The following is a 13,841-nucleotide window of genomic DNA, read 5'->3' as shown; positions in this document are numbered from 1 at the left end:
GTCTCAGTCCTCGCAGCCGATGCCGTCACCGTCGCGGTCGAGGCCGTAGATGTCATCGCCGATCACAGTGACCGGACCTTGGACGTACGCCGGACCGTTGCCACTGCCACCTGAGCAGTCGACATCGCTGGCGATCGGGACGCAGCCGCTGTAGTTCGGATCGCAACCCGACGACCCGCTCTCCTCCTCGACCTTGGTGCCGACGACGGTCACCTGTGTCCGCGGTTGCTTGGAGACCTCCTGCCGCAGCAGCTCCTTGGCCGTCTGTACGCCGTTCACGTATGTGACCTCGTAGGTCAGTTTGCGTGTCCCGTCGCTGCCCGTGGTCCGGATGGTCTTCTCGCCCTTCGGAAGCGAGCCGTCCGTCACTGTCTTCTTCTTGAACGGGATGGTCTTGAACTCGACGACCTGCCTCCTGGTCGTCACCCGCGCCGGCGTCGTCGCGGTCGGCTTGGCCTTCGTCGTCGGCTCCGCGGTCGTTGTGGGCTCGGTCGTCGGTGGCGCCGTGGTCGAAGCCTGAGTGGACGTCGGCGTGGCGGCGGTCCGGATGCTCGCGATCGCGGCCGGTTCGCCGGTGCCCGACGTACCCGATGATGATCCGCAGCCGGTGGCGAGTGCGCCGACAGCCAGCAGCGCGATGGGCGCCAGCGCAGCACGAATGAGATGCACGATTCCCCCCAACCCGCCGTCGGTTCCCCCCGCGGCGGGATTGTCAGCGCCCGGACTTCCCGGGCAAGTTCCGATCCATACCACCGGGCCGCGGCGTCAGGCGAGGGGTCGGCGCGGATCAGTCGCGAACCGCAGCGGTTTCGTGACCTACTGTCGAGTCAGCCGTGGGATCCGGTGAGGATGTGGGTCCCGATCGGGCTGATGGTGTGGCGTACGCGCCAGATCGGCGCACCCGAAATGGATCCGGAAACCCATCGCCGTTCCTCCCCCGAGGAAGCGGCACGCCAGTCGACACCCCCGGCGTCACCGCCTTGACCTGTGTGCAACACACAGCGCAGGCGACCTCAGGGTCAACCTCAGCTTGTGCCGGCGCCGACCCCGACCAGCATCGCGAAGACAATCCCGGCGATCAGCCCGCCGACCCCCAGCACGATCAACGGTCCTGCGCTGATCGGTGGCTCCGGGACCCGCTGCTGGAAGACGGCGAACAACCGCTCCTCGGCCGGCCGCACCTCCCGCAGCATGACCACGGACGGATGTTCGTTGACGCCGAAGATCTCCCGCGCCTGCAGCCCGGAGTGAGCAGCGATCACCGCGGCCCGGACGACCCCGATGATCACGGCACCCGCCGCCACCGTCAGCACCCCGATCAAGGCCACGGTCGTCTGCGCCATCCCCGCCGTGCCCACGTCCGCGGTGAACGCCCCCTTCAGCGCCTCGAACGACCACCACCCGAAGAATCCCAGCCCCCCGGCAGCCACCCCGACACCGCAGAACCCGGCAGTCAGTGGATTCTGTGTCTTCACCGCCGCCGCGAACGCCCGCGCATCGCCGGCCAGGTCCCCCGCGTCCCGGACCAGCCCTTCGTACGTCGCCAGCGCATCAGCCCGCGCCTTGAGCTTGACCCCGATCACGATCCGATCGGCCAGCCCCAGCGTGCTCGCCAGCCCGACGATCTCCCGCCAGGCATCCACCACCTCACGATGCACCCCGATGATCGCCGCCCGCTCCACAACCCCCATGTTCGTGCCCCCTTGCTCCCCCTGAGCCTGAGCGTACGCCGACCACTCCACTCCGAACAGTGATCACTTCGCGATCCCGATCCCGCCCCCACCGAGCAAACCCCTCGACAAACCTGACACACTGTTCCCCTCACCCCTCGTGAGAGGGCCTCTAGCTCAACTGGCAGAGCAGCGGACTTTTAATCCGCGGGTTGTGGGTTCGAGTCCCACGGGGCCTACCAAGCTCGGATCCCTTAGAAATAAGGCGATTCTTGGCTAGGCGGCAAACTGATCCGCTCACCACAATCGGCTTCGTGGGATCAAACGTGGTGCGAATCGGTACGATTGGTCCCATGGCAAAGGCCCCGAAGCGGCGTCAGCGCGCCCGCGGCTCCGTCGAGGAACTGCCGAGTGGAGCGCTCCGAGTGTCCGTGTACGCCGGCATTGACCCCGTCACGAAACGCCGCCACTACCTGCGCGAGACCGTCCCGGCTACTACGCCGAAGGCCGCCGAGGAGGCCGAGCGAGCCATACGGCGGCTCCAGACCCAGGTCGACGAGCGGCGGCAGCCTCGGACAAACGCGAGCCTGAGCCAGCTCATCGAGCGCCACCTGGAGCTCGCCGAGCTGGACGAGACCACCCGCCGCACTTATCTCGGATACGTCCGCAGCCACATCGAACCGCTGATTGGGCAGGTTGAGGTCGGCGCTGTCGACGCCGACGTTCTCGACTCGTACTACGCCGAGCTCCGGCGCTGTCGTCGCCACTGCGACCGACGACCCGTCACCGAACACCGCACCAAGACCCCGCACGAGTGCGACGCCCGGTGCCGCCCGCACGAGTGCCGACCGCTCGGTTCTTCCACGATCCGCCAGATCCACTTCATCCTCAGCGGCGCCTTTCGTCAGGCAGTCAGGTGGAAGTGGGTATCGGTCAATCCGATGCCTACCGGCAAGCCGCCCTCGGCGCCGAAGCCGAATCCCCGGCCGCCAACAGCCGCCGAGGCTGCCCGAATCCTTGACGAGGCGTTCAACGACCCAGCATGGGGCACATTCGTGTGGCTTGCGATGGTCACCGGTGCTCGCCGCGGAGAACTCTGCGGCCTGCGCTGGTCAAAGGTCGACCTCGACCACGGAACCGTCGTCGTCGATACAAGCGTGGCTCAGAACAGCCGCAAGAAGTGGCTCAAGGACACCAAGACCCACCAGCATCGACGCCTAACGCTGGACACTGAGACCGTAACTTTCCTCCGCAAGCACCGGGAGACGTGCGACGACAACGCAGCCAAGCTCAAGACCACGCTAGGGCCGGATGCGTTCGTGTTCTCCCTTGCCCCGGACAACAGCGAGCACCTGGTCCCCGACAGCGTCTCGCAGCGTTACAGCAAGCTGGCCGCTCGCCTCGACATCGACACCCACCTGCACAACCTCCGCCATTACTCGGCCACCGAACTCATCGCCGCAGGAGTAGACATCCGGACCGTCGCCGGCCGCCTCGGCCACGGAGGCGGCGGCACCACAACGCTTCGCGTCTACACAGCCTTCGTCTCGGAGGCTGACCAACGCGCCGCGACAGCGCTCTTCAACCGCCTTCCGAGTCGCCCCGACCAGGTCAGCGAGCGTGAGAGGATCATGCGTAACCCGCGGGCACCCTACGAGGCGATCGCGGCCAGACTAAGCACTGCCATCGAGTCCGGCCTGCTGCCGGAACACACCTCGCTGCCACCCACAAAACAGCTTGCAGAACGGCACGCAGTTTCGGAGGGAACCATCCGTCGCGCTCTTGGCCTGCTACGCGCCTGGAACCTCCTCGACGACAGCCGTCAAACCACAGGTTCCCAGATACCCGAGCATGACGTGCAAATGAGGCGAAAGTGACGCGCAAGTGACGCGCAGGTGAAATCATGAAGCATTGCTCGCCAAATCGAACCCAAGGCTGCTTCCGGGGGAGATCCGTAGAATAGTAGGAGGCGAGGAAACGTCCCTTTCACCTCCACTGCTGCTGCGTGCTGTCGGACCTCGCCTGAGTACCCAATTCGTTCCGTTCTGCGGTGCCTGAATTCGCACATCGTTCTCCGGGAGCGGGCTGCTTGGCAGTCCGACCACGAGCGCATGTGATCAGGCCGCCGAATGTCCTGGGTTCGTGTCGGTCTCATCCATGCTGGATGAGGCGCCCGCATCCTTGCGGGAGGCAAGATCTGTGCCGGTAGTCCGGCGAGGTCTGTGATGCGAAGTGATTGCTGGTAAGGCGGTCACCCGGTCGTGTCTGCAGGATGCCGACTTAGCTCTCGCGGCACTTGCAGATGGCGGAGCTAGATGCAGGGATGTGTTGACAGTGGCGGTTCCGAGTGCAGGGCCTCAAAGTGGCGTCCGGTGTGGGCGGAGCCGTCGATCAACGCGATCGGGGTCGACATGACTGACGTCGCTGGACCCTCGAACGTCCACATCCCCGAAGCAAGGGCGAAACTGTCCATGCGCATCGCTCCCGGCTCCGACCCGACCGCGAGCTCGATGCCCTCGTGGCACATCTCGAGCAACACGCCCCGTGCGTGGGGCACCTCCGACGTGGCAGGCGCCCGCATCCGCGCCTCCGACGAGAGCGTTGACCCCAAGGAGATCGAACGGATGATCGACACCCAAGCGCTTCTGCTGCAAAGCCTGGCGACCGGAAGATGACTGGGGAGGGGCCTCGCGTGTCCGAGGTTGAGCAACGCCGGAAGTTCAGGTTTCCCACTGCGTTCACGGTGCTCGCCGGTGTCTTGCTGTTGGTCTGGTTTGCGTCGTTTTTCGTGCCGGCTGGGCACTACCAGCTCGACAAGGATGGCGCGCCGGTGCCGGGTACTTACCAGAAGTTGCCGTCGTGTTCGGCGCCGGCGGCGACGGCGTCGTCACTTGATGTTCCCTCTCCGGGGGAGAGCGGCGTAGCGCCGGCGGATGCCGCGTCGGCTCCCGGGGCGACTGTGTCCGACCTCGGCGTTCCATGTGTGGATGACTCGCTGTCGTTTCGGTTCAAGCAGCTGTGGAATTCCCCGGCGAACGGTCTGTATGGGGTCGAGAGCGGTAAGGGTTTCGTCGGTCCGTGGGAGGAGGGCTTCCTGTACGGGTCGGCGGCGATCTTTCTGTTCGTGCTCGCCGTCGGTGCGTTCATCACGGTGACGATGAAGACCGAGGCGATCCAGACCGGGATCGGCCGGTTGGCGTTGCGGTTCCGGCGCAGTGGCTCGGTCCTCGTTGGCCTGCTGATGGCGGTGTTCGCTCTCGGTGGGACCAGTTACGGAATGTGGGAGGAGACTCTCGGATTCTTCGTGCTGCTGGTCCCGCTGGCGCTGGCGCTCGGCTATGACCGGATGGTGGCGGCGGCGATCATCTTCCTCGGCGCCGGGTCGGGGGTGATCGCCTCGACTGTCAACCCGTTCGCGACCGGCGTGGCGTCCGACGCCGCCGGTGTCAGCATCGGCGACGGGATCGGCCTCCGAATAGCGATGTGGGTGGTGATCGTCGCGATGGCGATCGGCTACGTCCTACGGTATGCCGGTCGCGTCCGGCGCGACGCAGCCAAGTCCGTAGTCGGTGTCTCGGAGGAGGACGCGCTCAACGCCCAGAGCCTCGTCACGGATGTCCCTGCGCTGACAAGGCGACAAGGGGTGGTCCTGGTGCTTTTTGGCTTCACGTTCCTGCTGATGATCTACGGGTTCATCCCCTGGAACGACATCTGGGGTGAGGCGTTCAACACCGACTTCCCGCTGCCCACCTTCCACGACTTCTACTTCCCCGAGGCCGCCACTTTGTTCATTGTGATGGCCGTGGTCATCGGCCTGATCGCCCGTCTCGGGGAGGAGGGCACCGTCACCACGATCGTCGCCGGCGCCTCGGACTTCCTTGGCGCCGGCTTGATCATCGTGGTCGCGCGCGGGATCACGGTCGTGATGAAGAACTCGTACATGACCGACACGATTCTGCACAAGATGGAGAGCGCGGTGTCGGGCACGTCCAGCGGAGTGTTCGCGATCGTCGCCTTTGTCGTGAACATTCCGATCGCGTTCCTGGTGCCGTCGTCGTCCGGGCACGCGGCGCTGGTGATGCCGATCCTGGCGCCACTTGCCGACTTCGCCCATGTCTCCCGTTCGATCGTGGTGACGTGCTTCCAGTCGGCGTCGGGTCTGGTCAACATCGTGACGCCGACGTCGGCGGTGATCATGGGCGGTTTGGCGTTGTCGAAGGTCGGCTATGACCGCTACCTGAGATTCGTCTGGCCGTTCATCCTGGCGGTTTTCGTCGTCATCTGCGCCTTCGTCGGCATCGCTGCCGCGTTGGACTGAGCACAAGGAGAACTACAAATGACCACGTCGACAACCCAGGCGTTGGGCGCGAACTCCGAGACCGGCACGCTCAGGACGGTGATGGTTCACCGTCCTGACCTCGCACACGAGCGGTTGTCGCCGTCGAACTGCCACGAACTGCTGTTCGACGACGTCATCTGGGTTCGCCGGGCTCGTCAGGAGTTCGATGCGTTCGCCGACCTGATGCACTCACGCGGCGTCGAGGTCCTGCTCGTCCACGATCTGCTGACCACGACCCTGGAGGACCGCGATGCGCGAGATTGGCTGCTGTCCAGGCGGGTGCGACCGGAAGACGTCACGGTGATGTTCGCCGGCCCGATGAGGGACTGGCTCGCCGAGATGGCGCCTGAAGATCTGGCGACCCGGCTGACCGGTGGTGTGACGGTGCAGGAACTGCCGGTCGAGATCAACTCGGCCATCGGCGACGCGCTCAAGCAGACCGACTTCGTCCTCCCGCCCCTGCCCAACCAGCTGTTCACCCGTGACACGAGTGCGTGGATCTACGGCGGGGTTTCGCTGAACCCGATGTACTGGCCCGCGCGTCAACTGGAGACCCTGAACGTCGAGGCCATCTACAGGTTCCATCCCCGATTCCGTGACGCGGACTTCAAGATCTGGTTCGGCGGAGCCGACCACGACTGGGGTTTGGCCAGGTTGGAGGGCGGGGACATCATGCCGATCGGCGATGGTGTCGTCCTGGTCGGGCTGGGTGAGCGCAGTACGGCGCGTGCGGTCAGCATCCTCGCCCGCAACCTGTTCGAGGCCGGTGCGGCCCGGCTCGTCATCGGGGCGCAGATGCCGCGTGAACGTGCGGCGATGCACCTCGATACCGTCTTCACCTTCTGCGACCGCGATGTGGTGACCCTCTACGAGCCGGTCGTCTCGCAGATTCTTCCGATCCTGTTCCGACCTGGTGGAGCTACCGGGGTCCAGGCGACGTTGTCGGAGCGAACGTTCGTCGACGAGGTGAAGGACGCGCTCGGCATCGGCCACCTGAAGATCGTCACGACGGGCGGCGACGAGTTCGAGGCCGAGCGGAACCAGTGGGACGACGGCAACAACGTGGTCGCTCTCGAACCGGGCGTGGTCGTCGCCTACGAACGCAACGAGGCGACCAACGCCAAGCTCGCGAAGGCCGGCATCGAGGTGTTGGCCATTTCCGGCCAGGAGCTCGGCCGGGGCCGCGGCGGCGGCCATTGCATGACCTGTCCGATCGTCCGTGACGCCTGAGGAGATCTCCGTGAATCAGACTATCGACCTGAGAGGTCGCCACCTGCTGCGGCTGGCCGACTTCACCGGTGACGAGATCCGTTACCTGCTCGACCTGGCCGCAGAGCTCAAGGCGGCCAAACGTGAGCACCGCGAGGAACAGCGCCTGCGCGGAAGGGAGATCGTGCTGATCTTCGAGAAGGACTCCACCCGGACCCGCTGCTCGTTCGAGGTCGCCGCTTACGACCAGGGCGCGCACGTCACCTTCCTTGGACCGTCCGGCTCGCACATGGGTCACAAGGAGACGGTCAAGGACACCGCACGCGTGCTGGGACGGCTGTACGACGCGATCGAGTTCCGCGGGTTCGACCAGCAGGCCGCCGAGGAGCTCGCTACATGGTCGGGCGTGCCGGTCTACAACGGGCTGACCGACGAATGGCACCCGACCCAGATCCTCGCCGACTTCTTGACGTTCACCGAGCACATCCCCAAGCCGTTGGAGCAGGTGGTGTTCTGCTATCTCGGCGACGCGAGATTCAATATGGCCGACTCATACCTGATCGGCGGCGCGAAGCTCGGCATGGACGTCCGCATCTGTTCTCCGAGGTCCCTGTGGCCGCGCGATGAGATCGTGGCCCTCGCGCGCGAGTCGGCGGCAGAGACCGGCGCCACGATCACGCTGACAGACAAGGTCGCGGAAGCGGTGGCCGGCTGCGACGTACTGCTGACCGATGTGTGGGTCTCGATGGGCGAGCCCGACGAGGTCTGGGCCGAGCGCATCGAGCTGCTAGGCCCGTACCAGGTCAACGCGGAGGTGATGGCGGCGACCGGGAACCCGGACGTGAAGTTCATGCACTGCCTGCCGGCGTTCCACAACGCCGACACCCAGGTCGGTCAGGAGATCGCCGACAAATTCGCGAGGGAGTCGCTCGAGGTGACCGAAGAGGTCTTCGAGTCGGCTGCATCGCTGGTCTTCGACGAGGCGGAGAATCGGTTGCACACCATCAAGGCAGTTCTCGTCGCGACCTTGGCCGACTGAGATGAGGATCGTGGTCGCGCTGGGCGGCAACGCGCTGCTGCGCCGGGGCGAGCCGATGACCGCGCAGAACCAGCGGGTGAACGTACGCGCCGCCTGCCAGTCGCTGGCTCCGCTGGCAGCCGACCACGAGCTGGTGATCTCGCACGGCAACGGCCCCCAGGTCGGGCTGCTGGCGCTCCAAGGTTCGGCGTACAAGGAGGTCGACCCGTACCCGTTGGACGTCCTCGGCGCACAGACCGAGGGCATGATCGGCTACCTGATCCAGCAGGAGCTGGGCAACCTGCTGCCCGCGAACCGGCGCATTGCGTCGTTGCTGACGATGATCGAGGTCGACCAACACGACCCGGCATTCGGCAACCCGACCAAGCCGATCGGACCGATCTACAGCGCGGCCGAGGCCGATGCGCTGGCCGCCGACAAGGGCTGGGTGTTCAAACCGGACGGCGAGCACATGCGGCGGGTCGTACCCTCGCCTGCGCCGAAGAGCATCTTCGGCGTCGAGCCGATCCAGTGGATGCTCGAGCACGGCACCGTCATCACCTGCGCCGGAGGTGGCGGGATCCCCGTCATGTACACCGACACCCCCGTCCCGGCCGGCCGCGAGCTCATCGGAGTCGAGGCGGTCATCGACAAGGACCACGCCAGCGCCCTCCTTGCCCTCGACCTCAACGCCGATGCCCTGCTCATCGTCACCGACGTGGACGCCGTCTACAGCGGATGGGGAACCGCCGACCAACAGGCGATTCGCCGGGCTTCACCGGCGGAACTGTCCGCCGCGGAGTTCGCCGAAGGGTCGATGGGACCGAAGGTCAGAGCCGCCTGCACATTCGTCGAACAGACCGGCAGGCTCGCAGCCATAGGCTCCATCGACGACACAGCGGCCATACTGCGCGGTGAGGCCGGGACACTGATCACCACGGCCCGGATCCCCACGGCAGCGGGGGAGGCTCGGTGACCGCCACGGATGGAGCAGGTGCACGAGTCGAGGCAGTGGGAGAGGAGTACGCGCTCGAGGCGGACGAGGTGATCCGACGAGCTGGGTCTGACGCCGGCTCGGGCCTGACGAGCACCGAGGCCGCAGGCCGCCTCCGCTCGGTGGGGCTCAACGAGATCGCCGCGGAGAAGCCGCCGTCGGCCTGGGCGATCGCAGCCCTTCAGTTCCGTGACCCGATGAACATCATGCTGGTCGTCGTCGTGGGCGTCAGCCTGCTGATCGGCGAGATCTCGACCGGGATCATCGTCGCCCTGCTGGTCGTGCTGAACATCGCTCTCGGAACGCGGCAGGAGCTCACTGCCAGGGCGAGCGTCGACGCGCTGGCCAAGATGCAGGTCCCCCAGGCGCGGGTGGTCCGAGACGGCGGGGTCACACTGGTTCCTGCGACGCAGGTCGTGCCCGGTGACATAGTCCAGGTCGAGGCCGGTGACGTCGTGCCGGCCGATGGCCGCATCTTCCGGTCGGCGACGCTGGAGGCGCAGGAGGCGGCCCTCACCGGCGAAAGTGCGCCGATAGCCAAAGACTCCGGCGCCCTCGGATCAGCCGACGTGGCCCTCGGCGACCGGACCAACATGCTCTTCCAGAACACTTCGGTTACCCGAGGGACAGGCGCAATCGTGGTGACCGCGACCGGTATGCAGACGCAGATGGGCCAGATCGCGACCATGCTGAGCTCGGTGACCCGCACCAAGTCACCACTACAGAAAGAGCTCGACTCTCTGACCAAGGTGCTCGGGTTTATCGCCTGGGGCGCGGTCGCCGTGATCGTCGTCGCCGGCCTGATTCGCGGCACGCCGGCGAAGGAACTGCTGCTGCTCGGCATCGCGATGGCTATCTCGGCGATTCCGACCGGTATGCCGGCGTTCGTCTCGGGGCTGCTGTCCCTCGGCGCGAAGCAGCTGGCCGAGGCGAAGGCTGTGGTGAAGAACCTCACCGACGTCGAGACCCTCGGAGCGACAAGCGCGATCAACACCGACAAGACCGGCACCCTCACCCTGAACCAGATGATGGTCTCGACCCTCTACGCGTCCGGCTCGTGGTTCAGCGTGGAGGGTGAGGGCTATCGAAAGACCGGGGGCATCCGGTCGGTGGCCGGTGGGGCGGTCCCCGACTTCACCCGGCTGGGACTCGGCCTGGTCCTCGACAGCGACGCGGTCGTCGGTGACGACGGGTCGGTGATCGGTGACCCGACGGAGGCGGCGCTGGTGGTGCTCGCGGCGAAGCTCGGCATCGACGCGGAGGAAACCCGTCGGATGTATCCACGGCTGGCGGAGGTTCCCTTCGACTCCGAGTACAAGTTCATGGCGACGTTCCACCGGGTCCAGGTCGACGGCGCTGAGCACGTCATGGGGCTGGTGAAGGGCGGGCCCGACGTGGTCATCGCTCGATGTGGGCATGCCGGCGGCCCGTTGAGCGGATCGCAGGTGCCCATCGAGGCAGCACGCGCCGGCATCAACGAGGCCAACGAACGAATGGGGAAGAAGGGTCTGCGTGTCTTGGCGTTCGCTGCTCGTCTGGTGTCGGACGACGAGTTGGAGGCGATGTCGAGCGATCCGATGTCGCTGATCCAGGGTCTCGGGTTCGTCGGGCTCGCGGGCATCATCGACCCGCTGAGGGCAGAGGCCAGGAGCGCGGTGAGCGCGGCGCTGACCGCAGGCATCGACGTCCGGATGATCACCGGGGACCACGCGGTCACCGCCCGGGCGATCGGTGAGGAGCTCGGCCTCGGGCCGGGTGCGATCAGCGGCGCAGAGCTCCAGGCGCTGACCGAGGACGAGCTCAAGCGGCAGCTGCCCGGGCTGCACGTGTTCGGTCGCGTCACCCCCGAGGACAAGTTGCGCCTGGCCCGGGCGATGCAGGAGGAGGGCATGATCGTCGCGATGACCGGCGACGCGGTCAACGACGCAGCGGCCCTCAAGCAGGCCGACATCGGAGTCGCCATGGGTAGCGGCAGCGAAGTGACCAAGCAGGCCGCACGGATGGTGCTCACCGACGACAACTTCGGCACGCTCGTTCACGCGGTCGAGATCGGCCGCCGCGCGTACGACAAGGTCGTCTCGTACGTGCGGTATCAGATGACGCAGCTGCTCTCCTTGGTGTTCCTCTTCCTGGCCGCGACGATCTTCAACCTCAACGAAGGCGTCGCCATGACGCCGTCGATGGTTTTGTACCTGTTGTTCTTCGCAACAGCCGTCGGAGTCGTGACGATCGCGGTCGATCCCGGCGATCCGGACGTGATGCACAGGCCGCCTCGTGACGCGTCGGTGACGATCACGAACCGAAACGCCGTGGTGATGTGGATTGTGTACGCACTGGTGTTGTTCCTCGCTGCGCTGACCCCGCTGGTCGCCGGACCTGACGAGCCGAAGGTTCACACCGCGAGTGTCTCTATGACGATGACGTTTGCCGTCATGGGGCTGGGCACCGCCTTCAACGCAGTGGTCAATCGCCGGGACCCGACCAGCGGTCTGCTACCGCCGATCGTCAGGGCGGTCGGGATCAGCCTCGTGACAGTCGCGCTGCTGTTCCTCGCGACGCAACTGCCAACCCTGCAGGCCGGTCTGCTGACCGTCCCTCTCACCCCGCACCAGTGGCTGGCCTGTGCGGGTCTGGCGGCGCTGCTCCCGATCGTCGTCGAGATCGGCAAGCTGATCCGGAGGCGCAGGAGCGGTAGGACGACGACCTTGGACCCCGAGCATGCGGTCGCTCCGTCCCGTGCCCGGAGCACGCCTCAGGTGTAGACCTCGGCCCACGCGGCGCCGGTGTTCCCGCCAAGGCTTGGCTGACGCGAAAGCACCGCTCGGCCATGCCTCCCGTCAAGCAGGACAAGTTGGCGGCGATCCAGGAGGCCTCAAGACCGGTCTCGCTGATCCTCGCCCCCGGCTGCGGGCGCGGTGCCGGCGTCTCGGTGCTTCCAAACCGCGTCGAGCACGAGCGCCAGGACGGGGAGCAGGATCATGGTCCAGAACGCCTTTGGGTCATTGCCGTAGGTGTCGACGGCGAACACGACAAGCACCACGATCGAGAAGATCACCCCGGCCAGCAGGATCGCCAGGTTGGCGCCGATGGTGTGCCGGAGGCGGATCGCGGCTACTCCGACGAGGACGAAGACGGCGAGCGAGACGGCGCTGCCGATGGAAGCCAGAGCGCCGAGGTCGAACACGTTCACAAACAGCAGCGTTGCGACGGTCGTGATCCAGAGACCGCCGTGGGGTCCGAGTCGAGAGGTCTTGCCGAACACGGTGGGGAACTGACCAACGTCGGCGAGGGCGCTCGTGAGCCCCTCCGAGGCGTACAGGGTCGCTGTGACGGATGAGGCGGTGGCGAGGAGCGCGGCGATCGCCATGGCCGCGAAACCGGCGTCGCCGAGGGTCGGCCGCACCGCTTCGGCGATCGCGGTCGGGCCGAATTCGACGACCTGGCTGACTGTGAGGGTGCCGAACACGCCGAGGGCAATGGCGACGTAGAGCACCGTCGTAACGCCCAGAGCCACGTACATCGCGCGCGGCAAGTTTCTGCGCGGGTTCTCGAGGTCTCCTCCGGTGAAACTGATCACCGCGAAGCCGAGGTAGGCAAAGAATGTGAGCGCGATACTGGAGACGATGGAGTTGACCGAGGGGTACCCACTGGGCGCGAGCAGGTGTGTGTCGAGATGAGTGAGGGTCACCACGACGAAGATCGCGAACACCGCGAGCAGGGCGATGACGATGACGGATTGGGCGCGGTCGACCGTGCGCGGCCCGATGATGCAGAGGAACGTGGTCGCCAGCACCATCGCCGATGCGAAGAGTTTCGTCCACCCGGTTGCATTGTTGTCCCCGACAACGATGGCGCTGGCGTACTCCCCGAACGAAACCGCGACCATCGCACCGACGACCACGATGGCCGTGAGGTAGCCGAGCCAGGCCGCGACTCCGACGAGCCGGCCGTTGCCGAAGCCATGGATCAAGTAGGTGATCAGGCCCCCTGAGGACGGGTAACGCGTCCCCATCTTGGCCATCGCGTAGCCCAGCGCGAGCGACACAACCCCGGCCGCCAGGAACGAGATCCACACGGCCGAACCCGCGATCGCCCCCGCCTCGCCCAGCAGGGCGAAGATGCCGGCGCCGACCATGGCACCGATACCGAGGAAGACCGCGCCGCGAAGCGTTAGTCGAGCATCGGGGGGGCGTGCATCGGATGACGGGGGCTGGTTTGGCTTGATGGCCATCGCAGGATTCCTCTCCCGGTCCGGCGAAATCCTGCCGCCGGTGGTCGGACACGCCGCCTTAATTGAGAATACATTGTTCCGCTGCATCGGCCAGCATGAATGTTGTCAAATAGATCCACGACTGCTCCGGGATTGCGGGATCACCAGGTGCCGAGGATCAAGAACGCCCGCAAGCCTGCGGCCACGACGACATCGCGGGTGCTGGACCGTGACGTGTCTCGATCACGGGACTGCCTGGCCCGGCGCGATCCGCAAACCTGATGATATTGCGCAGATGCTCCGTCGAACGCTCCTCGGAGCCGCCGTGGCTGGCACAAAGGCTGCCCCGGCGACATCGGCGAGATCCTCACCCTGGTCGAAGCGGAGATCGCTTCGCGCGA

10 protein-coding genes and 1 tRNA gene are annotated in these 13,841 nt (G+C 66.1%); 8 read left to right on the top strand and 3 right to left on the bottom strand.

Annotated elements, in window-relative coordinates:
- Positions 1–3: 3 nt before the first annotated feature.
- Positions 4–669 carry a G5 domain-containing protein gene (locus OG555_RS17320; RefSeq protein ID WP_329483927.1) on the bottom strand — a complete coding sequence of 222 codons (666 nt, stop codon included), beginning with the start codon at positions 667–669 and terminating at the stop codon, positions 4–6.
- Positions 670–1,025: 356 nt separating this feature from the next.
- Positions 1,026–1,691, bottom strand: a complete 666-nt coding sequence (locus tag OG555_RS17315) for a hypothetical protein (RefSeq protein ID WP_329483926.1) — start codon at positions 1,689–1,691, stop codon at positions 1,026–1,028.
- Between the two features lie 145 nt (positions 1,692–1,836).
- Between OG555_RS17315 and OG555_RS17310 the strand changes: the two genes are divergently transcribed.
- The 8 genes from OG555_RS17310 (at position 1,837) to OG555_RS17275 (ending at position 11,992) form a co-directional block, all read left to right on the top strand.
- Positions 1,837–1,912: transfer RNA gene (locus tag OG555_RS17310), tRNA-Lys, on the top strand.
- 111 nt (positions 1,913–2,023) lie between these two features.
- Entirely contained in the window at positions 2,024–3,547 is a 1,524-nt protein-coding gene (locus tag OG555_RS17305; RefSeq protein WP_329483925.1) for a tyrosine-type recombinase/integrase, read from the top strand.
- Between the two features lie 534 nt (positions 3,548–4,081).
- Positions 4,082–4,345, top strand: a complete 264-nt coding sequence (locus OG555_RS17300; RefSeq protein ID WP_329483924.1) for a hypothetical protein — start codon at positions 4,082–4,084, stop codon at positions 4,343–4,345.
- Between the two features lie 17 nt (positions 4,346–4,362).
- Positions 4,363–5,988, top strand: a complete 1,626-nt coding sequence (locus OG555_RS17295; RefSeq protein ID WP_329483923.1) for a YfcC family protein — start codon at positions 4,363–4,365, stop codon at positions 5,986–5,988.
- A gap of 81 nt (positions 5,989–6,069) precedes the next feature.
- Positions 6,070–7,239 carry an arginine deiminase gene (locus OG555_RS17290; RefSeq protein ID WP_329484838.1) on the top strand — a complete coding sequence of 390 codons (1,170 nt, stop codon included), beginning with the start codon at positions 6,070–6,072 and terminating at the stop codon, positions 7,237–7,239.
- A 10-nt stretch (positions 7,240–7,249) separates the two neighbouring features.
- Complete coding sequence (argF, locus tag OG555_RS17285; RefSeq protein WP_329483922.1) at positions 7,250–8,257, top strand: ornithine carbamoyltransferase; 1,008 nt, start codon at positions 7,250–7,252, stop codon at positions 8,255–8,257.
- Between the two features lies 1 nt (position 8,258).
- Entirely contained in the window at positions 8,259–9,212 is a 954-nt protein-coding gene (gene arcC / locus OG555_RS17280) for a carbamate kinase (RefSeq protein ID WP_329483921.1), read from the top strand.
- Positions 9,209–11,992 (top strand): cation-translocating P-type ATPase, encoded by a 2,784-nt coding sequence (locus OG555_RS17275; protein ID WP_329483920.1) that lies wholly within the window; start codon positions 9,209–9,211, stop codon positions 11,990–11,992. Before arcC ends, OG555_RS17275 begins: the two co-directional genes overlap by 4 nt.
- A gap of 110 nt (positions 11,993–12,102) precedes the next feature.
- Here OG555_RS17275 and OG555_RS17270 read toward each other — a convergent pair whose 3' ends face one another.
- Complete coding sequence (locus tag OG555_RS17270) at positions 12,103–13,461, bottom strand: APC family permease (RefSeq protein ID WP_329483919.1); 1,359 nt, start codon at positions 13,459–13,461, stop codon at positions 12,103–12,105.
- Positions 13,462–13,841: the final 380 nt, after the last annotated feature.

The organism is Kribbella sp. NBC_01484, from assembly GCF_036227145.1.
Lineage (GTDB): Bacteria > Actinomycetota > Actinomycetes > Propionibacteriales > Kribbellaceae > Kribbella.
The sequence above is the reverse complement of the archived record's forward strand: the minus strand, read 5'-3'. Positions and strand labels throughout refer to the sequence as shown.

What these genes read in the sequence shown, in the direction of transcription:
- OG555_RS17290 (WP_329484838.1), top strand. Translation starts at nt 6,070, where the DNA reads ATGGTTCACCGTCCTGACCTCGCACACGAGCGGTTGTCGCCGTCGAAC.
- arcC (WP_329483921.1), top strand. Translation starts at nt 8,259, where the DNA reads ATGAGGATCGTGGTCGCGCTGGGCGGCAACGCGCTGCTGCGCCGGGGC.
- OG555_RS17315 (WP_329483926.1), bottom strand. Translation starts at nt 1,691, where the DNA reads ATGGGGGTTGTGGAGCGGGCGGCGATCATCGGGGTGCATCGTGAGGTG.
- OG555_RS17300 (WP_329483924.1), top strand. Translation starts at nt 4,082, where the DNA reads ATGACTGACGTCGCTGGACCCTCGAACGTCCACATCCCCGAAGCAAGG.
- OG555_RS17270 (WP_329483919.1), bottom strand. Translation starts at nt 13,461, where the DNA reads ATGGCCATCAAGCCAAACCAGCCCCCGTCATCCGATGCACGCCCCCCC.
- OG555_RS17305 (WP_329483925.1), top strand. Translation starts at nt 2,024, where the DNA reads ATGGCAAAGGCCCCGAAGCGGCGTCAGCGCGCCCGCGGCTCCGTCGAG.